Origin of the sequence: Streptomyces africanus, assembly GCF_030816955.1 — a bacterium.
In the GTDB taxonomy this organism is placed as follows: domain Bacteria; phylum Actinomycetota; class Actinomycetes; order Streptomycetales; family Streptomycetaceae; genus Streptomyces; species Streptomyces africanus.
In genome coordinates, this window is the sequence record NZ_JAUSYP010000001.1 from 5,208,489 (window position 1) to 5,228,332 (window position 19,844).

Annotated in this window: 19 protein-coding genes and 3 tRNA genes; 19 read left to right on the forward strand and 3 right to left on the reverse strand. The window is 68.9% G+C overall.

Annotated features, from left to right (window positions below):
- Positions 1–76: 76 nt before the first annotated feature.
- The gene (locus tag QF034_RS24245; RefSeq protein ID WP_307176936.1) at positions 77–1,333 is read right to left on the reverse strand and encodes an amidohydrolase family protein; all 1,257 of its coding nucleotides are present in this window, start codon (positions 1,331–1,333) and stop codon (positions 77–79) included.
- A gap of 247 nt (positions 1,334–1,580) precedes the next feature.
- Here QF034_RS24245 and QF034_RS24250 point away from each other — a divergent pair.
- The 9 genes from QF034_RS24250 to QF034_RS24290 all read left to right on the forward strand — a co-directional run bounded on the left by QF034_RS24250 (position 1,581) and on the right by QF034_RS24290 (position 6,812).
- Positions 1,581–1,653, forward strand: a tRNA-Thr gene (locus QF034_RS24250).
- A gap of 47 nt (positions 1,654–1,700) precedes the next feature.
- A tRNA-Met gene (locus tag QF034_RS24255) sits at positions 1,701–1,773 on the forward strand.
- Between the two features lie 88 nt (positions 1,774–1,861).
- Positions 1,862–2,026 (forward strand): 50S ribosomal protein L33, encoded by a 165-nt coding sequence (gene rpmG / locus QF034_RS24260; protein ID WP_003948671.1) that lies wholly within the window; start codon positions 1,862–1,864, stop codon positions 2,024–2,026.
- A gap of 121 nt (positions 2,027–2,147) precedes the next feature.
- Positions 2,148–2,600 carry a MaoC family dehydratase N-terminal domain-containing protein gene (locus tag QF034_RS24265; protein WP_086563250.1) on the forward strand — a complete coding sequence of 151 codons (453 nt, stop codon included), beginning with the start codon at positions 2,148–2,150 and terminating at the stop codon, positions 2,598–2,600.
- An 8-nt stretch (positions 2,601–2,608) separates the two neighbouring features.
- Positions 2,609–3,037, forward strand: coding sequence for a MaoC family dehydratase (locus QF034_RS24270; RefSeq protein WP_307179962.1), 429 nt, complete (start codon positions 2,609–2,611; stop codon positions 3,035–3,037).
- Between the two features lie 110 nt (positions 3,038–3,147).
- Positions 3,148–3,717, forward strand: a complete 570-nt coding sequence (locus QF034_RS24275; protein WP_307176939.1) for a TetR/AcrR family transcriptional regulator — start codon at positions 3,148–3,150, stop codon at positions 3,715–3,717.
- Between the two features lie 92 nt (positions 3,718–3,809).
- Entirely contained in the window at positions 3,810–5,252 is a 1,443-nt protein-coding gene (locus QF034_RS24280) for an MFS transporter (protein ID WP_307176940.1), read from the forward strand.
- 27 nt (positions 5,253–5,279) lie between these two features.
- A complete protein-coding gene (locus QF034_RS24285) occupies positions 5,280–5,660 on the forward strand; it encodes a DUF3291 domain-containing protein (protein ID WP_307176941.1) in 381 nt (126 codons plus the stop codon).
- Between the two features lie 96 nt (positions 5,661–5,756).
- On the forward strand, positions 5,757–6,812 hold the full coding sequence (locus QF034_RS24290; RefSeq protein ID WP_307176942.1) for a UDP-N-acetylmuramate dehydrogenase: 1,056 nt from the start codon (positions 5,757–5,759) through the stop codon (positions 6,810–6,812).
- A 186-nt stretch (positions 6,813–6,998) separates the two neighbouring features.
- Here QF034_RS24290 and QF034_RS24295 read toward each other — a convergent pair whose 3' ends face one another.
- Entirely contained in the window at positions 6,999–8,030 is a 1,032-nt protein-coding gene (locus tag QF034_RS24295; RefSeq protein WP_307176943.1) for an adenosine deaminase, read from the reverse strand.
- Between the two features lie 123 nt (positions 8,031–8,153).
- A complete protein-coding gene (locus QF034_RS24300) occupies positions 8,154–9,380 on the reverse strand; it encodes a pyridoxal phosphate-dependent aminotransferase (protein ID WP_307176944.1) in 1,227 nt (408 codons plus the stop codon).
- Between the two features lie 304 nt (positions 9,381–9,684).
- Between QF034_RS24300 and QF034_RS24305 the strand changes: the two genes are divergently transcribed.
- The 10 genes from QF034_RS24305 (at position 9,685) to rpoB (ending at position 19,753) form a co-directional block, all read left to right on the forward strand.
- Positions 9,685–9,757 (forward strand) — tRNA-Trp (locus QF034_RS24305).
- A gap of 108 nt (positions 9,758–9,865) precedes the next feature.
- On the forward strand, positions 9,866–10,150 hold the full coding sequence (gene secE / locus QF034_RS24310; protein ID WP_010036800.1) for a preprotein translocase subunit SecE: 285 nt from the start codon (positions 9,866–9,868) through the stop codon (positions 10,148–10,150).
- An 80-nt stretch (positions 10,151–10,230) separates the two neighbouring features.
- Positions 10,231–11,058: a transcription termination/antitermination protein NusG gene (gene nusG, locus QF034_RS24315; RefSeq protein WP_307176945.1), complete on the forward strand. Its 828-nt coding sequence runs from the start codon at positions 10,231–10,233 to the stop codon at positions 11,056–11,058.
- A 163-nt stretch (positions 11,059–11,221) separates the two neighbouring features.
- Entirely contained in the window at positions 11,222–11,656 is a 435-nt protein-coding gene (rplK, locus tag QF034_RS24320; protein ID WP_010036796.1) for a 50S ribosomal protein L11, read from the forward strand.
- Between the two features lie 76 nt (positions 11,657–11,732).
- Positions 11,733–12,458, forward strand: coding sequence for a 50S ribosomal protein L1 (gene rplA / locus QF034_RS24325; protein ID WP_307176946.1), 726 nt, complete (start codon positions 11,733–11,735; stop codon positions 12,456–12,458).
- A 128-nt stretch (positions 12,459–12,586) separates the two neighbouring features.
- Positions 12,587–13,429 carry an SCO4651 family lipoprotein gene (locus QF034_RS24330; protein ID WP_307176947.1) on the forward strand — a complete coding sequence of 281 codons (843 nt, stop codon included), beginning with the start codon at positions 12,587–12,589 and terminating at the stop codon, positions 13,427–13,429.
- Positions 13,430–13,536: 107 nt separating this feature from the next.
- Positions 13,537–14,364 carry an SCO4651 family lipoprotein gene (locus QF034_RS24335; RefSeq protein ID WP_307176948.1) on the forward strand — a complete coding sequence of 276 codons (828 nt, stop codon included), beginning with the start codon at positions 13,537–13,539 and terminating at the stop codon, positions 14,362–14,364.
- A gap of 295 nt (positions 14,365–14,659) precedes the next feature.
- On the forward strand, positions 14,660–15,190 hold the full coding sequence (gene rplJ, locus QF034_RS24340; RefSeq protein ID WP_307176949.1) for a 50S ribosomal protein L10: 531 nt from the start codon (positions 14,660–14,662) through the stop codon (positions 15,188–15,190).
- A gap of 115 nt (positions 15,191–15,305) precedes the next feature.
- Complete coding sequence (gene rplL, locus QF034_RS24345) at positions 15,306–15,692, forward strand: 50S ribosomal protein L7/L12 (protein ID WP_307176950.1); 387 nt, start codon at positions 15,306–15,308, stop codon at positions 15,690–15,692.
- Between the two features lie 575 nt (positions 15,693–16,267).
- Entirely contained in the window at positions 16,268–19,753 is a 3,486-nt protein-coding gene (rpoB, locus tag QF034_RS24350) for a DNA-directed RNA polymerase subunit beta (RefSeq protein WP_279540599.1), read from the forward strand.
- The last annotated feature ends 91 nt before the right edge of the window (positions 19,754–19,844 follow it).

Consider the following 19,844-nt stretch of genomic DNA (forward strand, 5'->3'; position numbering starts at 1 on the left):
CCGTCCGCCGCACGCCTTGAACCACACCCCGACGCCACACCCCGCGCCACACTCTGACGCCACACCCGCCACGGACCTACGACAACTGCCCCCGCCCCTGCCGCGGCAACCCCAGCTCCACCGAAGCCGCCGAACTGCAGTACTCCCGCACCGCGCTGGTCCGCGCCACCACGCGCCCCCGGTGCACCACCACCCGGCTGTACGCCAGCGACAGCGCCCCCGCGAGCCCGTTCCCGCGCACCGCGAGCAACTCGGCCGGGAAACCGGCCTCCACCCGCACCTCCGGCAGCCCCAGCACCGCCCGCGCCGACCCGCTCACCGCGTCGTACGCTTCCTCGGGCGACAGGCCGTAGCGCGAGGCCAGCAGGAACGCCGCCTCCAGCGGGTCGCCGCGCCCCACGGGGTTCGACACGTCCCGCAGTGCCCCGCTCCCGGCGGCCACCCGCACCCCGGCCGCCCGCAGCAGCCGGACCGGAGCCGCGCCCCGCCGGTCCACGCCACCACAGCCGCCCTGCGGCAGGCACACCACCGTCACCCCGGCCGCCGCCAGTTGGTCGGCGGTCCGCGAGGCCACCTCGGAGGGCAGCCGGCCGAGATCACCGCACGGGCTGAGGGTCACCCCGGGACGCAGCCCGCCCGCCATCGCCGCGAGCCGGGCCAGCCGCGCCGGATCCCCGGCGTCCGTGTGCAGGTCGACGGGGCAGCCGTGCTCGGAGGCCACCTCCAGGACCGCCTCCACGTACCCCGTCGGATCCGGGTCGAGATCCGGCCGGCCGCCCACCACCGAGGCGCCCATCTTCACCGCGTCCCGCAGTACCGCCAGCCCGTCCGCCCCGGCCACCCCGGTCAGCACCCGGGGCATCGCCACCGTCGTCAGCTCGGCCAGCCCCCGCAGCGCCCGCCGCGCCCGCAGCACGGCCGTCAGCGCGCCCAGCCCCTGGACGTCCCCCACACGCACGTGGGCCCGCAGCGCCGTCGCCCCGTGCCCGAGCTGGAGCAGCGCGGCCTCGGTCGCCCGGCGCTGGACGTCCTGGGGCTCGTACGAGACCGGGCCCTGGGCGTCGGCCGACAACGCCGTGTCGGCGTGGGCGTGCGGCTCGGCCGGTGCCGGCAGCAGCAGATAGCCGCCGAGATCCACGCGCGCCCCGCAGGCGCGCGTGCCGCCCGCCGCCAGGCTGCCGGCCGTGCCGACCGCCTCGATACGCCCGCCGACCAGCCGTACGTCCACGGTCCGGCCGTCGGTGAGCCGCGCCCCGCACAGCAGCAGCGACGACGGGTCGGCCGGACCCGGTGAGGACGACGGGGGCGGCGGCTGCGGCTGGCTGTCGGGCATCGCGCTCCTGGGGCTCGGCTGCGCACGCGAGGACGCATGATCACTCAGAGTGAGTCGAGCCTAGGACGGCCTCCCGTCCGTAGCGGGGAGGAGGGCAATAGTCGTACCGGCGTGGTCCGCCGTACGGAACGGGACCGGAACGAGAGGCGCCCACGAGGCCGCTGCGCGGACGGTGGTGCGGCCCGGGCGGGTACCCCGAAACGGATTTGGGCGAACGGCGGCGGAGCGTGTAATGTCTTCATCGCTCGCCCCAATAGCTCAGTCGGCAGAGCGTCTCCATGGTAAGGAGAAGGTCAACGGTTCGATTCCGTTTTGGGGCTCTGGTGTGAACGGTTCCCGTCGCGAGGCGGGGGCCCGATCACATCAAAGCGGTGTAGCTCAGTCGGTAGAGCAAGCGGCTCATAATCGCTGTGTCACCGGTTCAAGTCCGGTCACCGCTACTGACAGTAGCCGATTGCGGGGTCGGTCCTTCGATCGGCTACTCTTCTTGCGTTAAACAGTCCATCCGTTCGTCTTAGGAGCACTCACGTGGCTGCCACCGACGTCCGCCCGAAGATCACGCTGGCCTGCGTGGAGTGCAAGGAGCGGAACTACATCACCAAGAAGAACCGGCGTAACAACCCGGACCGTCTTGAGATGAAGAAGCACTGCCCGCGTTGCAACGCGCACACCGCGCACCGCGAAACGCGATAAAACAGGCTCGTACGCGAGGCCGTTCCCGAGTGATCGGGGGCGGCCTCGCGTCGTTGAACGACCCGTACCGTTCAGTAAATGACCCGTACCGTTCAGTAGCGGAACCAGGAGGTGCCGGGCCATGGCGCTCGACCAGTCCTTCGTGGGACGGACGTACCCGCCCACCGAGCCCTACGAGGTGGGCCGGGAGAAGATCCGTGAGTTCGCCGAGGCGGTCGGGGACGCCAACCCGGCGTACACGGACGCGGAGGCCGCCAAGGCGCTCGGCCACCCCGATGTGATCGCGCCGCCGACTTTCGTCTTCTCGATCACCTTCAAGGCCGCCGGGCAGGTCGTCCAGGACCCCCAGCTCGGCCTGGACTACAGCCGAGTGGTGCACGGCGACCAGAAGTTCGCCTACCGCCGCCCGGTCCGTGCCGGCGACCGGCTCACGGTCACGTCCACCATCGAGTCGATCAAGTCCCTCGCGGGCAACGACATCCTGGACATCCGCGGCGAGGTCCACGACGAGGCCGGCGAGCACGTCGTGACCGCCTGGACCAAGCTCGTGGCCCGCGCGGCCGAGGAGGCGTGAGCGATCCCATGACGGCGAAGATCTCCTACTCGGACGTCGAGGTGGGCACCGAACTGCCCGCGCAGACCTTCCCGGTGACCCGCGCGACCCTCGTCCAGTACGCGGGTGCCTCCGGCGACTTCAACCCGATCCACTGGAACGAGAAGTTCGCCAAGGAGGTCGGCCTGCCGGACGTCATCGCGCACGGCATGTTCACCATGGCCGAGGCGATCCGCGTGGTCACCGACTGGACCGGCGACCCGGGCGCGGTCGTCGAGTACGGCGTCCGCTTCACCAGGCCCGTCGTCGTCCCGAACGACGACCAGGGCGCCGTGATCGAGGTCAGCGGCAAGGTCGCGGCCAAGCTCGACGACAACACCGTCCGCGTGGACCTCACGGCGACGAGCGCGGGGCAGAAGGTGCTCGGCATGTCGCGTGCGGTCGTGCGGCTGGCCTGAGACGACAGGCAAGTGGGTAAGGGGCGCTCTCCATCGCGGGGCGCCCCTTACTCGTAGGCGGCATCGACAGCCGCTTGACGTAGTTAGTGATTGAGTACTAACTTACTCGCATGGTCAGGATGAGTGCGGAGGAGAGGCGCGAGAGCGTCATCAGCGCGGCGACGACCGAGTTCGCGCGCGGTGGCTACCACGGCACGTCGACCGAGGCCATCGCCCGGCGGGTCGGGGTCTCGCAGCCGTATCTCTTCCGGCTCTTCCCGGGCAAGAAGGCGATCTTCCTGGCGGCGGCGGAGCGGTGTGTCGAGGACACGATCCGTACGTTCGCGGAGGCCGCCGAGGGCCTGGAGGGCGAAGAGGCCCTGCATGCCATGGCGAACGCGTACACCAAGGTCATCGCGGAGCGGCCCGAGCGGCTGATGATGCAGATGCAGATGTACGTCGCCGTGGCGGCGGCCGAGCAGGAGGGCGACCGCGAGTTCGGCGAGTCGGTCCGCGCCGGCTGGATGCGGCTGTGGGACACCGTCCACGTGCCGCTGGGCGCCGACGTCGGCGAGACGACGACGTTCCTGGCCTACGGGATGCTCATCAACTGCCTGGTGGGCATGGGCTTCCCTCCCGAGCACCGCGTCTGGGAGGGGCTGTACCCGTCGGCGAGGATCACGGGCCGGCTGGAGAAATGACGGGGAAGGGCGCACGGCCGCGCCTTTTCATGGGCGCGAAAGTTAGTAATCAATAACTAATTGATCAAGCCATTCACCTCTCAGGGGGAGAGATGTCACAGCAGACCGCACGCCGCGGGGGAGCCGCCTGGGCCCTCGTCATCACCAGCGTCGCCGGATTCATGGCGGCCCTCGACAACCTCGTCGTGACCACGGCCCTGCCCTCCATCCGCGAGGACCTCGGCGGGGGACTGCACGACCTGGAATGGACGGTGAGCGCCTACACGCTCACCTTCGCCGTCCTGCTGATGTTCGGCGCGGCCCTCGGTGACCGGTTCGGCCGCCGCCGGCTCTTCACCGCCGGGCTCGCCGTCTTCACCGGCGCCTCCGCGGCGGCGGCCCTGGCGCCCGGCATCGACTCCCTCATCGCCGCCCGCGCGATCCAGGGCGCCGGCGCGGCGGTGATGATGCCGCTGACGCTCACCCTGCTCACCGCGGCCGTGCCCGCCGCCAAGCGAGGCATGGCGTACGGCATCTGGGGAGCCGTCAACGGACTCGCCGTCGCCTCCGGACCGCTGGTCGGCGGCACCCTCACCGAGCACATCTCCTGGCAGTGGATCTTCTGGCTGAACGTCCCGCTCGGTCTGGCCCTGCTGCCCCTCGCCCGCCTCCGCCTCGCCGAGTCCCACGGCACGGGCGCCCCGCTCGACATCCCCGGCACCCTGCTCGCCAGCGGCGGCCTCTTCGGCATCGTCTACGGCCTGGTCCGCGGCCCCGTCGACGGCTGGACCGGCTCGATGGTCCTGACGGGCCTGTTCGCGGGCTCCGCGCTCCTCACCGGCTTCGTCCTCTACAGCACGCGCGCCGCCAACCCCATGCTGCCGATGCGGCTCTTCCGCTCCCGCGCCTTCTCCGGCATCAACGCGGCGAGCCTGCTGATGTTCCTCGGCATGTTCGGCTCGATCTTCCTGCTCAGCCAGTACATGCAGGGCGTCCTCGGCTACTCGCCCACCGAGGCGGGCCTCAGGATGCTGCCCTGGACCGGCATGCCGATGCTGGTCGCCCCGATCGCCGGCATCCTCGCCGACCGCATCGGCGGCCGCCCGGTCGTCGCCGCGGGCCTGTTCCTCCAGGCCCTGGGCCTCGGCTACATGTCGGTCGTGGCCACGGCGGACGCCTCCTACGCCGCCCAGCTGCCCGCCCTGATCGTCAGCGGCATCGGCATGGCCCTGTTCTTCGCGCCCGCCTCGCACCTGGTGATGTCCAGCGTCCGGCCCTCGGAGCAGGGCGTCGCCTCCGGTGCCAACAACGCCCTGCGCGAGGTGGGCGGAGCGCTCGGCATAGCCGTCATGGCGTCGATCTTCTCGGCGCAGGGCGGCTACGAGACCGGCCAGACCTTCGTCGACGGCATGCGCCCCGCGCTGGTGACGGGCTCCGCGGTGGTCGCCCTCGCGGGCATCGCGGCCCTGCTGATCCCGACCCGGCGACGCGCCGAGCGGCAGGCCGCCCCGGCCGAACCGGCGCCCGTGCTGGAGACCGCGTCCGCGTCCCACTGACCCCGACGACCCGAAGGAGAAACGGTCATGCCGACCCTTCCCTGGACCGTCCCCAATACCCCGCCCCGCGGCACCGAGGTGCACGTCTTCGCCTCCCGCTTCGAGACGCGCACCCTGTGGGGAGCGCTGAAGTTCCTCGCCGGGACGCCCGCCGTCTGGCGCCAGGTGCGCCGCAGCCCCGGCGTCTACGGGGCGACCCTGAAGGCGAAGCCCCTCAAACGGACCTTTTGGACGCTGTCCGCCTGGGAGTCGAAGGCCGCACTCCAGGACTTCGTCCGCGCGGGCGCCCACGGACCCGCTGCCCGGGGCCTCGCCTCGCAGATGAGGGACGCGAGCTTCATCACATGGCAGGCGAGCAGCGACGACCTCCCGCTCTCCTGGCCGGAGGCAATGCGCCGCCTGCCCTGAACGGACACCACGCGTGCGTGCGGCCCCCGTCTCCCGGACGGGGGCCGCACGCACGCGTGCCGGAGCCTGTCAGTGCCGTCTCGTACTCTTGAGCCCGTGCAGGAACTCCACGACGCCCCCCTCGCCCCGCTGACCACCTTCCGGCTGGGCGGCCCCGCGACCCGGCTGGTCACCGCGACGACGGACGACGAGGTGATCGCCGTCGTACGCGAAGCCGACGAGACGGGCACCCCGCTGCTGCTCATCGGCGGCGGCTCGAACCTGGTCATCGGCGACAAGGGCTTCGAGGGCACGGCCCTCGTCATCGCCACCAAGGGCTACTCCCTCGACGGCCCGAGGCTGGAGCTGGCAGCCGGCGAGGTGTGGACCGACGCCGTCGCCCGCACGGTGGAGGCGGGCCTGGCCGGCATCGAGTGCCTGGCCGGCATCCCCGGCTCGGCGGGCGCGACCCCCATCCAGAACGTCGGGGCGTACGGCCAGGAGGTCTCCTCGACGATCACGGAGGTCGTCGCCTACGACCGCCGGACCGGCGAGACGGTCACGCTGGCCACCGAGGACTGCGCCTTCTCCTACCGCCACAGCCGTTTCAAGTCCGACCCGGAGCGCTATGTGGTGCTGCGCGTCCGCTTCGCCCTGGAGGACGCCGACGGCCTCTCGGCCCCCCTCAGGTACGCCGAGACGGCCCGGGCGCTCGGTGTCGAAGCCGGCGACCGTGTCCCGCTCGCCTCGGCCCGCGACACGGTGCTCAAGCTGCGCGCCGGCAAGGGCATGGTCCTGGACCCCGAGGACCACGACACCTGGTCGGCCGGCTCCTTCTTCACCAACCCGATCCTCACGGACGCCGATTTCGCGACGTTCCGCGCGCGGGTGCGGGAGCGCCTCGGCGAGGGGGTGGAGCCGCCCGCGTATCCCGCGGGGGAGGGCCGCACCAAGACCTCCGCGGCCTGGCTGATCGACAAGGCGGGCTTCACGAAGGGGTACGGCGACGGGCCGGCCCGCATCTCCACGAAGCACACGCTGGCGCTGACGAACCGGGGTACGGCGACCACGGAGGATCTGCTCGCCCTGGCCCGCGAGGTGGTGGCAGGGGTCCGAGAGGCCTTCGGGATCACGCTGGTGAACGAGCCGGTGACGGTGGGAGTGAGCCTGTAGGCACCCGGCGTCGGTGCCGGGGCCGGGGCTCCGCGCCACCCGGCGGAGCGGGGTGCCGCTGCGCCCACCCGTGCCGCCCTGGGGGCACCTCCCAGGCCCTTGAGGCACTGGGGGAGGCACGACTGCCCGCAGCTGAGTGCGCCCGCACTCCCCGGCGCGGCCCCGACCACCACCCGGCGTCAGGCGCTACGACAGCAACCAGTCGTCCACCCCGGCCAGCAGCTTCGCCTTCACATCCTCCGGCGCCGCCGACCCCCGTACCGACTGCCGCGCCACCTCCGCCAGTTCCTCGTCCGTGAACCCGTGATGCCGCCGCGCGATCTCGTACTGCGCGGCAAGACGCGACCCGAACAGCAACGGGTCGTCCGCGCCCAGCGCCATCGGGACCCCCGCCTCCAACAACGTGCGCAGCGGCACGTCCTCCGGCTTCTCGTACACCCCCAGCGCCACATTCGACGCCGGGCACACCTCACATGTCACACCCCGCTCGGCCAACCGCCGCAGCAGCCCCGGATGCTCCGCCGCCCGCACCCCGTGCCCCACCCGGTTCGCCCCCAGGTCGTCCAGGCAATCCCGCACCGACGACGCCCCCGCCAGCTCACCCCCGTGCGGCGCCGACAGCAGCCCGGCCTCCCGGGCGATCGCGAACGCCCGGTCGAAGTCCCGCGCCATGCCCCGCCGCTCGTCGTTCGACAGCCCGAACCCGACGACCCCCCGGTCCGCGTACCGCACCGCCAGCCGCGCCAGCGTGCGCGCGTCCAGCGGGTGCTTCATCCGGTTCGCCGCGACCAGCACCCGCATCCCGAGCCCGGTCTCCCGCGACGTCGTCTCCACCGCGTCCAGGATGATCTCCAGCGCCGGGATCAGCCCGCCCAGCCGCGGCGCGTACGACGTCGGATCGACCTGGATCTCCAGCCACCCCGACCCGTCCCGCAGATCCTCCTCCGCCGCTTCCCGCACCAGCCGCTGGATGTCCTCCGGCTCCCGCAGACACGAGCGCGCCGCGTCGTACAGCCGCTGAAAGCGGAACCAGCCCCGCTCGTCCGTCGCCCGCAGTCTCGGCGGCTCCCCGCCGCTCAGCGCCTCGGTCAGCGCGTCGGGAAGACGCACCCCGTGCTTGTCGGCCAGTTCCAGCACGGTCGAGGGCCGCATCGACCCGGTGAAGTGCAGGTGCAGATGGGCTTTCGGCAGCTCAGAGACATCACGTACACGCTCCATCCCAGGATCCTGCCGTACGCCTCAGCGGTCCCGGTAGCGGTTTCCCCTTTAGTGGCCTTGCTCGCACAAACAAATGGGGCACATACCGAATTCGGTATGTGCCCCAGGCCGACGAAGGGGACGTCAGTCCCTGGCCTCCGCCAGCAGCTTCTGCATCCGGCTCACGCCCTCGACGAGATCCTCGTCACCCAGCGCGTACGACATCCGTAGATACCCGGGCGTACCGAACGCCTCACCCGGCACCACCGCGACCTCGGCCTCCTCCAGGATCAGCGCGGCCAGCTCGACCGTGTCCTTGGGCCGCCGGCCCCGGATCTCCTTGCCGACCAGCGCCTTCACCGACGGGTACGCGTAGAACGCGCCCTCCGGCTCTGGGCACACCACGCCGTCGATCTCGTTCAGCATCCGCACGATGGTCTTGCGGCGCCGGTCGAAGGCCTCCCGCATCTTCTCGACGGCGACCAGGTCTCCGGAGACGGCGGCCAGTGCGGCGGCCTGGGCGACGTTGGACACGTTCGACGTGGCGTGCGACTGCAGGTTCGTCGCGGCCTTGATCACGTCCTTCGGGCCGATGATCCACCCGACCCGCCAGCCGGTCATCGCGTACGTCTTCGCGACACCGTTCACCACGACGCACTTGTCACGCAGCTCGGGCAGCACCGCCGGCATCGACACGGCGGAGGCGTCGCCGTAGACCAGGTGCTCGTAGATCTCGTCGGTCATCACCCACAGACCGTGCTCGACGGCCCAGCGGCCGATCGCCTCGGTCTCCTGCTCGCTGTAGACCGCGCCGGTCGGGTTCGACGGCGAGACGAACAGGACGACCTTCGTCTTCTCCGTACGGGCCGCCTCCAGCTGCTCGACGGTCACCCGGTAGCCGGTCGTCTCGTCGGCGACGACCTCCACCGGGACACCCCCGGCCAGCCGGATCGACTCCGGGTACGTCGTCCAGTAGGGCGCGGGCACGATGACCTCGTCGCCCGGGTCGAGGATCGCGGCGAAGGCCTCGTAGATGGCCTGCTTGCCGCCGTTGGTGACGAGGATCTGCGACGCGTCGACCTCGAGGCCGGAGTCGCGCAGCGTCTTCGCGGCGATCGCGGCCTTCAGCTCGGGCAGGCCGCCGGCCGGCGTGTAGCGGTGGAACTTCGGGTTCTTGCAGGCCTCGATCGCGGCCTCGACGATGTAGTCCGGAGTCGGGAAGTCGGGCTCACCGGCGCCGAAGCCGATCACCGGCCGCCCGGCGGCCTTGAGGGCCTTGGCCTTGGCATCCACGGCGAGGGTGGCGGACTCGGAGATCGCGCCGACTCGGGCGGAGACCCGGCGCTCGGTGGGAGGGGTTGCAGGGCTCATGCGCCCCATCGTTTCAGACTGGAAACGCGCGCGGCACGGGGGTTTCACAGACTGAACAACGCCGGGCAAACCCTGAACAACAGTCCGGATCGGCCGCACGGCCTGGGCGATCTTCACCCGGAGCCCGGCCCTCCGCCCCCGCTCCGCAGGCGATCTTCCGCCAACGGGGCCTTGCCGGAGCCCTTTCTGTTCGACGACCGGCCGCAGACCACGTACACTCTCACCTCGTTGGCCTCTCGCAGGCCGCGCCCGTTCGGTGCACACCAAGCATCCGGACGGATGCGGTACGTTGGGGGACACACAAAGGGTCGTAGCTCAATTGGTAGAGCACTGGTCTCCAAAACCAGCGGTTGGGGGTTCAAGTCCCTCCGGCCCTGCTACACACACCTTCGCCAGGATGTGTGCGCATGTACGTACAGCAATGCACCGCCGTGCGGCTCAGACCGGGCGCGGCACGGCCACGACCCGGAATCAGGTGAGGACGAGTGACGGACGCCGTGGGCTCCATCGACATGCCTGATGCCCAGGATGAGGCGCCGGAGTCCAAGAAGACCCGCAAGGGCGGCAAGCGCGGAAAGAAGGGCCCGCTGAAGCGGCTCGCCCTCTTCTACCGCCAGATCGTCGCGGAGCTGCGCAAGGTCGTCTGGCCGACCCGCAACCAGCTGACGACATACACGACCGTGGTGATCATCTTCGTGGTCATCATGATCGGCCTGGTCACCGTGATTGACTATGGACTCAGCCACGCCGCCAAGTACGTGTTCGGCTGAGCCGCCAGCGAAGAGCGCCGAGGTACCCGGCGCTCCTTTCGCATGTTCCACCCCTATGTATCCAGGAAGAAGCAGCCACCGTGTCTGACCCGAACGTGAACGACGCCATCGAGCCTGTCGAGTCCGTCGAGGACGAGCTCGACACCGTCGAGGGCGCGGACAGCGAGGACACCGAGACCTCCGCCGAGGTCGAGGCTGCCGACGCCGTCGCGGACGACGACGCCGCCGAGGCGGAGACCGAGACCGACGAAGAGGTCGCGGACGAGGCCGAGGAAGAGCCCGAGGACGACCGCGACCCGATCGAGAAGCTCCGTGAGGAACTGCGGGTCCTGCCCGGCGAGTGGTACGTCATCCACACCTACGCCGGCTACGAGAACCGCGTGAAGACCAACCTGGAGCAGCGCGCCGTCTCGCTGAACGTCGAGGACTACATCTTCCAGGCCGAGGTGCCGCAGGAAGAGGTCGTCCAGATCAAGAACGGCGACCGCAAGACGATCAAGCAGAACAAGCTCCCGGGTTACGTCCTCGTCCGCATGGACCTGACGAACGAGTCCTGGGGCGTCGTCCGCAACACCCCGGGTGTCACCGGCTTCGTGGGCAACGCCTACGACCCGTACCCGCTGACGCTGGACGAGATCGTCAAGATGCTCGCCCCGGAGGCCGAGGAGAAGGCCGCCCGCGAGGCCGCCGAGGCCGAGGGCAAGCCGGCTCCGCAGCGCAAGGTCGAGGTCCAGGTGCTGGACTTCGAGGTGGGCGACTCGGTCACCGTCACCGACGGTCCGTTCGCCACGCTGCAGGCGACCATCAACGAGATCAACCCGGACTCGAAGAAGGTCAAGGGCCTCGTGGAGATCTTCGGCCGCGAGACGCCGGTCGAGCTCTCCTTCGACCAGATCCAGAAGAACTAGCACCACCCCGGCTTCCGAGCAGGTCAGACGGGCTCCTGGAGTCTGCCTGACCTGCTCGGTTTTTGGCCGCACATGAATACCCGTTATCGTTGTGCGGTATGCCTCCATCCGGCTGATCCGGTTCGGAGGCTGGAAAACTCTCACTAGGACCCGGAGAGAGCACATGCCTCCCAAGAAGAAGAAGGTCACGGGGCTCATCAAGCTCCAGATCCAGGCCGGTGCCGCCAACCCGGCCCCGCCGGTCGGCCCCGCGCTGGGCCAGCACGGCGTCAACATCATGGAGTTCTGCAAGGCCTACAACGCCGCGACCGAGTCGCAGCGTGGCTGGGTCGTGCCGGTGGAGATCACGGTCTACGAGGACCGTTCCTTCACCTTCATCACCAAGACCCCGCCGGCCGCGAAGATGATCCTCAAGGCCGCGGGCGTGGCGAAGGGCTCCAGCGAGCCGCACAAGACCAAGGTCGCGAAGATCACGCGTGACCAGGTCCGCGAGATCGCGACCACCAAGATGCCCGACCTCAACGTCAACGACCTGGACGCCGCCGAGAAGATCATCGCCGGCACCGCCCGTTCCATGGGCGTCACGGTCGAGGGCTGAGCCCCAACCCCATCAGCAGAAGTGGCAGGGCCTGCTCGGCCCGGACCACGACTCCTAAGAATCCACAGGAGCAGTAGTGAGCAAGCGCAGCAAGTCCCTTCGCGCTGCGGACGCCAAGGTCGACCGGGAGAAGCTCTACGCCCCGCTCGAGGCCGTCCGTCTCGCCAAGGAGACCTCCACGACCAAGTTCGACGGCACCGTCGAGGTCGCCTTCCGTCTGGGTGTCGACCCGCGCAAGGCCGACCAGATGGTCCGTGGCACCGTGAACCTCCCGCACGGCACCGGTAAGACCGCCCGGGTCCTGGTCTTCGCGACCGGTGACCGTGCCGAGGCCGCGCGTGCCGCGGGCGCCGACATCGTCGGCGCCGACGAGCTGATCGACGAGGTGTCGAAGGGCCGTCTGGACTTCGACGCCGTCGTCGCCACCCCGGACCTCATGGGCAAGGTCGGCCGTCTCGGCCGCGTGCTCGGTCCGCGTGGTCTGATGCCCAACCCGAAGACCGGCACCGTGACCCCGGACGTGGCCAAGGCCGTGACCGAGATCAAGGGCGGCAAGATCGAGTTCCGTGTGGACAAGCACGCGAACCTGCACTTCATCATCGGCAAGTCGTCCTTCGACGACACCAAGCTGGTGGAGAACTACGGCGCCGCGCTGGAGGAGATCCTCCGTCTGAAGCCGTCCGCCGCCAAGGGCCGGTACATCAAGAAGGCCGCCATCACCACCACGATGGGCCCCGGCATCCCGCTCGACCCGAACCGCACTCGCAACCTCCTCGTCGAGGAGGACCCGGCCGCGGTCTGAGTCTGACGGCTCACGCAACCGGTCACGGGCCCCGCACCTCTCACAGGTGCGGGGCCCGTTCCCTTTTCCGGTACGTACGCCGGTGGCCTGGGTTAACGTGCGGGAACCGGATGCGAACGGGGGGACGTATGCAGGGCACGACCGTGCGCGGCGTGGGCTTGGTGTTCGCGATGGCGAGCGCGCTGGCGGGGGTGGCCGCCTGTACTTCCCCGGACTCCTCCGACGGCTCCGGCAAGGACGACCGCGCCGCGCACGGCCGGACCGTCGCGGCCCTGCGCTCCGCCGAGCGCGCCACCCAGCGGGCCGGGTCCGCCCGGGTCGAGTCCACGACGACCATGGGCTCGCTGATGTCCATGACCGCCGATGGCACCCTCGGCTGGGGCAAGGGCATCACCGGCACCCTGAGCATCACGTACACCGGCGGCACCCTGGCCGACACCATGCGCCGGCTCGGCAGCACCTCCATGGAGGCCCGCTATCTGCCCGACGCGTACTACGCGCGCATGGGCGAGAAGTTCTCCGAGCAGGCCGGCGGCAAGCACTGGATCCGGTACGCCTACGAGGACCTGGAAGCCCTCGCCGGGGGTTCCGGAGCCCCTCTCGGCGACCAGATGCGCAGCACCACACCGAACCAGTCCGTGAAGCTCCTGCTGGCCTCCGGGGACGTCAGGAAAGCCGGCGAGGAGTCCGTGCGCGGCCGGCCCGCCACGCACTACACCGGCACGGTGGCCGCCGCGGACGTCACCGACGCCGCCCTGAGGAAACAGCTCACCGAGGCCGGTGTCACCACCGAGACCGTCGACATCTGGATCGACGAGCGGAACCTGCTGGTCAAGAAGGTGGAGAAGGCGCGGATGAGTACGGGCCTGATGACCCAGACCGCGCACTACGGCGACTACGGCGTGCCGGTCCGGGCCCGGCGGCCCCCGCTGTCCGACACCGGGGACTTCGAGGACCTGATGCGGAAGTAGGCCGGTACGCCCTGAGCTCCCCGTGAATCCGCATAGATCACTTGTGCCCTCTGGGATAGGCTCACGGCCTTGCTGTGAAGCAATCACGTATTCCTTGGGGGGAATCAATGAAGGCATCCATACCTGTCGCCGGGCTGGGCGCCCTGCTTCTCGCGGCCGGCGCGGTCGGCTGCGGCGCGGAGCAGTCGCCGGAGATGACGCCCGCGGCCGCCGTCGCCAAGGCGGCGAAGAACACGGAGGACATCACGTCCCTCCGCTACCGCCTGAACGGCACGGTGCCGGAGTCGGGCCAGGTCAAGGGCGAGGCGTCGATGCGCCTGAAGCCCACGATTGCCATGAGCATGAAGATGACGGCGCCCGCACAGGGAGCCACCGAGGCCGTGGAGATCCGCCTCGTCGACAAGGCCATGTACATCGGTGGGGGAGCCGAGATGGCCAAGGAGATGGACGGCAAGACCTGGATGAAGTTCGACCTGTCCGGGTCCAAAGCGGGCAAGGACCTGGATCAGCTGGGGTCCGCGAACCAGGCCGAGCAGAACCCGGCGGCGGAGTCCACCTTCCTGACGGGCGCCAAGGACGTGAAGGAGGTCGGCTCCGAGAAGGTCGAGGGCGTCGAGACGACCCACTACACGGGCACCGTCACGCTCAAGGACCTCCGAGCCTCCCTCAAGGACGGCAAGGCGGCCACCCGCGAGCAGCGCGAGAAGAGCATCAAGCAGTACGAGAAGCTGGGCGTCGACAAGCTCGCGATGGACATGTGGGTCGACGGCGACGACCACACCAAGCAGTTCCGGATGAAGGGCGCCGCCGACAAGGGCCCGCTCGACATGACCATCACCTTCCTCGACTACAACAAGCCGGTGAACGTCACGGCCCCGCCGGCCAAGGACGTCGCCGACCTCGCCGACCTGTTCAAGGAACTGGACGCGAGCTGATCCGTCGTACGGGCGGATTTGCTTGACGGCGATCCGTTCCCGTACTCTCCTACAGAAGCCAAAGACCGCTGGTCGTTTACCGCGCGCTCGGACGAGAGCGCGGTGGCCGAAGGATCCGCTGAACGGCGGACGGCCCGCGCAGGTGACACTTGGAGAAGCTCCCGTAGTCCGCCGCCCCGTGCGTGCGTACAAACGGTCGAGCTGCGCCCCGTGCCCCTGCGCCGGGGCGTTTCGTTTTCCCCAGTCCTCCTTCGGGTCCGCGCGGTCCGAATCACCCGGAAGGAGGCCGAGGCTCATGGCGAGGCCTGACAAGGTCGATGCCGTCGAGGAGATGCGGGACAGGTTCCGCGACTCCAACGGCGCTGTCGTTACTGCGTACACCGGTCTCACCGTGGCGCAGCTGCAGCAGCTGCGTCGTTCACTCGGTGAGAACGCTCATTACCGTGTGGCGAAGAACACGCTGACCAAGATTGCGGCCAACGAGGCCGGGATCACCGCGATCGACGACCTCTTCACGGGTTCGTCGGCCGTCGCCTTCGTGACCGGTGACCCGGTCGAGGCGGCGAAGGGTCTCCGTGACTTCGCCAAGGACAACCCCAACCTGGTCATCAAGGGCGGCGTCCTTGACGGCAAGGCGTTGTCCGCCGATGAGATCAAGAAGCTTGCGGACCTCGAGTCCCGCGAGGTTCTGCTCTCCAAGCTGGCCGGTGCCATGAAGGGCAAGCAGTCGCAGGCTGCCTCTGTCTTCCAGGCGCTGCCGTCGAAGCTCGTCCGCACCGTGGACGCGCTCCGTGCCAAGCAGGACGAGCAGGGCGGTGCCGAGTAACTCGGCTCGCATCCCGGCCGCCGCTGCCTGAACGCGGCGACCGTAGCGGGCCAGTAGTACGCCCGCCTCACATGTACATCCGGCACCTGCCGATTTAGTGGAAGGACCGCCAATCATGGCGAAGCTCAGCCAGGAAGACCTGCTCGCGCAGTTCGAGGAGATGACCCTCATCGAGCTCTCCGAGTTCGTGAAGGCGTTCGAGGAGAAGTTCGACGTCACCGCCGCCGCCGCCGCGGTCGCCGTCGCGGGCCCGGCCCAGGGTGGCCCGGCTGCCCCGGCCGAGGAGGAGAAGGACGAGTTCGACGTCATCCTCACCGGTGCCGGCGACAAGAAGATCCAGGTCATCAAGGTCGTGCGTGAGCTGACCTCCCTCGGCCTGAAGGAGGCCAAGGACCTGGTCGACGGTGCGCCGAAGCCGGTTCTGGAGAAGGTCAACAAGGAGGCCGCCGACAAGGCGAAGGAGTCCCTCGAGGGCGCCGGTGCCTCCGTCGAGGTCAAGTAAGACCTCCCGGATCCGCCAGGATCCACGACACGTCCCGCTGGGCGTGTAACGCGTAAGCGCGGAAGAGCGATCATCCATCCGGGTGGTCGCTCTTCGGCGTTTCTGAGGTCCGGCCACGGTTGCCTTGCACCCTCTGTGGCGGGGGGTATGGTGATCTTCGTCGTGTCTCTGGGCCGGCCCCGGTTCGGGCAGGGGGGGCCTTGACGAACCGCACGCAGCGCGCAATTCTCAGGACGCGTCGTCACAAGGATCCGAATCCGAGGTATGGATCGGCGACGAAGAGGGCAGTATCAACGTGCGTTGAGGGCAGCGCCTTGTCGCAGGAGTGGAACAACGAGGGTCAACACGGGTTTCACAACCCGCACTGGACATCAGTGTGCCAAGTGGCTACACTGACCCTTTGCGCTGCCTGTTAGCTGTCCCCTGCCCGTCACCAGGGGTCTGCCCTCGCCCGAGCATCGACGACAAGAGCTGTCTGACCTGGCCTCAAGGCCGGACCGACGCCGCTTGTCTCTGTGTACGGGAGAGGGGCCGGTACGCGCGTAGTGAGTCCGAGCCCTCGGAAGGACCCCCTCTTGGCCGCCTCGCGCAACGCCTCGACCGCGAATACGAACAACGCCGCCAGCACTGCCCCGCTGCGCATCTCTTTTGCAAAGATCAAGGAGCCTCTCGAGGTTCCGAACCTGCTCGCGCTGCAGACCGAGAGCTTCGACTGGCTGCTCGGCAACACCGCCTGGCAGAGTCGGGTCGAGGAGGCTCTCGAGAACGGTCAGGACGTCCCCACCAAGTCCGGGCTCGAGGAGATCTTCGAGGAGATCTCCCCGATCGAGGACTTCAGCGGGTCGATGTCGCTGACCTTCCGCGACCACCGCTTCGAGCCGCCGAAGAACTCGATCGACGAGTGCAAGGAGCGCGACTTCACGTACGCGGCCCCGCTCTTCGTCACCGCCGAGTTCACCAACAACGAGACCGGTGAGATCAAGTCCCAGACGGTCTTCATGGGCGACTTCCCGCTCATGACGAACAAGGGCACCTTCGTCATCAACGGCACCGAGCGTGTCGTGGTGTCGCAGCTGGTCCGTTCGCCCGGTGTCTACTTCGACTCCTCCATCGACAAGACGTCCGACAAGGACATCTTCTCCGCCAAGATCATCCCGTCCCGGGGTGCCTGGCTGGAGATGGAGATCGACAAGCGCGACATGGTCGGTGTCCGCATCGACCGCAAGCGCAAGCAGTCCGTCACCGTCCTGCTCAAGGCGCTCGGCTGGACCACCGAGCAGATCCTCGAGGAGTTCGGCGAATACGAGTCCATGCGCGCCACCCTGGAGAAGGACCACACCCAGGGCCAGGACGACGCGCTGCTCGACATCTACCGCAAGCTGCGCCCGGGCGAGCCCCCCACGCGTGAGGCCGCGCAGACGCTGCTCGAGAACCTCTACTTCAATCCCAAGCGCTACGACCTGGCCAAGGTCGGCCGCTACAAGGTCAACAAGAAGCTGGGTACGGACACCCCGCTGGACGCCGGGATCCTGACCGTCGAGGACATCATCGCGACGATCAAGTACCTGGTGAAGCTGCACGCCGGCGAGACCGAGACGGTCGGTGACAACGGCACCTCCGTGGTCGTCGAGACCGACGACATCGACCACTTCGGCAACCGCCGCCTGCGCAGCGTCGGCGAGCTCATCCAGAACCAGGTCCGTACGGGTCTGGCGCGTATGGAGCGTGTCGTCCGCGAGCGGATGACGACCCAGGACGTCGAGGCGATCACGCCGCAGACCCTGATCAACATCCGGCCGGTCGTCGCCTCCATCAAGGAGTTCTTCGGCACCAGCCAGCTGTCCCAGTTCATGGACCAGAACAACCCGCTGTCGGGTCTGACGCACAAGCGGCGTCTGTCCGCGCTCGGCCCGGGTGGTCTGTCCCGTGAGCGGGCCGGCTTCGAGGTCCGTGACGTGCACCCCTCGCACTACGGCCGCATGTGCCCGATCGAGACCCCTGAAGGCCCGAACATCGGTCTGATCGGCTCGCTCGCCTCCTACGGCCGGGTGAACGCGTTCGGTTTTGTCGAGACCCCGTACCGCAAGGTGTTCGAGGGCCAGGTCACCGACGAGGTCGACTACCTCACGGCCGACGAGGAGGACCGCTTCGTCATCGCGCAGGCCAACGCGCCGCTGACGGACGACCTCCGCTTCGCCGAGGCCCGCGTCCTGGTCCGCCGTAAGGGCGGCGAGGTCGACTACGTCGGCGGCGAGGACGTGGACTACATGGACGTCTCGCCGCGCCAGATGGTGTCGGTCGCGACCGCCATGATCCCCTTCCTGGAGCACGACGACGCCAACCGTGCCCTCATGGGCGCGAACATGATGCGCCAGGCCGTTCCGCTGATCCAGGCGGAGGCCCCACTCGTCGGCACCGGCATGGAGTACCGCTCCGCGGTCGACGCCGGCGACGTGGTCAAGGCCGAGAAGGCCGGTGTGGTCCAGGAGGTCTCCGCGGACTACATCACCACCGCCAACGACGACGGCACGTACATCACGTACCGCCTGGCCAAGTTCGCCCGCTCCAACCAGGGCACCTCGGTCAACCAGAAGGTCATCGTCGCCGAGGGCGACCGGATCATCGAGGGCCAGGTCCTGGCCGACGGTCCGGCCACCCAGAACGGCGAGATGGCGCTGGGCAAGAACCTGCTCGTGGCGTTCATGCCGTGGGAGGGTCACAACTACGAGGACGCGATCATCCTGTCGCAGCGCCTCGTGCAGGACGACGTCCTCTCCTCGATCCACATCGAGGAGCACGAGGTCGACGCCCGTGACACCAAGCTCGGCCCCGAGGAGATCACCCGGGACATCCCGAACGTCTCCGAGGAGGTCCTCGCCGACCTCGACGAGCGCGGCATCATCCGCATCGGTGCCGAGGTCGTCGCCGGTGACATCCTCGTCGGCAAGGTCACGCCCAAGGGCGAGACCGAGCTGACCCCCGAGGAGCGCCTGCTCCGCGCGATCTTCGGTGAGAAGGCGCGCGAGGTCCGTGACACCTCGCTGAAGGTGCCGCACGGCGAGATCGGCAAGGTCATCGGCGTCCGCGTCTTCGACCGTGAGGAGGGCGACGAGCTGCCGCCGGGCGTGAACCAGCTGGTTCGTGTCTACGTGGCGCAGAAGCGCAAGATCACGGACGGTGACAAGCTCGCCGGCCGCCACGGCAACAAGGGCGTCATCTCGAAGATCCTGCCGATCGAGGACATGCCGTTCCTGGAGGACGGCACCCCGGTCGACATCATCCTCAACCCGCTCGGTGTGCCGTCCCGGATGAACCCGGGACAGGTGCTGGAGATCCACCTCGGCTGGCTCGCCAGCCAGGGCTGGGACGTCTCCGGTCTCGCCGACGAGTGGGCGCAGCGCCTGCAGGCCATCGACGCCGACCAGGTCCCGCCGCGGACCAACGTCGCGACGCCGGTCTTCGACGGTGCCCGCGAGGACGAGCTGGCCGGTCTGCTGAACCACACCATCCCGAACCGCGACGGCGAGCGCATGGTGCTCCCGTCCGGCAAGGCGCGGCTGTTCGACGGCCGCTCCGGCGAGCCGTTCCCGGAGCCGATCTCGGTCGGCTACATGTACATCCTCAAGCTGCACCACCTGGTCGACGACAAGCTGCACGCCCGTTCGACCGGCCCCTACTCGATGATCACCCAGCAGCCGCTGGGTGGTAAGGCCCAGTTCGGTGGCCAGCGCTTCGGTGAGATGGAGGTGTGGGCGCTGGAGGCTTACGGCGCCGCGTACGCCCTCCAGGAGCTGCTGACCATCAAGTCCGACGACGTGACCGGCCGCGTGAAGGTCTACGAGGCCATCGTCAAGGGCGAGAACATCCCCGAGCCCGGCATCCCCGAGTCCTTCAAGGTGCTCATCAAGGAGATGCAGTCTCTCTGCCTGAACGTGGAGGTGCTGTCCAGCGACGGTATGTCCATCGAGATGCGTGACACCGACGAGGACGTCTTCCGCGCTGCGGAGGAGCTCGGCATCGACCTGTCCCGGCGCGAGCCGAGCAGCGTCGAAGAGGTCTGACGGGAGTCCGGCGGACCTTGGGAGACCCAAGGTCCGCCGGCCCCAGGACCCCCGTATCAGACCAAAGACTTACAACCCTGAGAGGGATTGA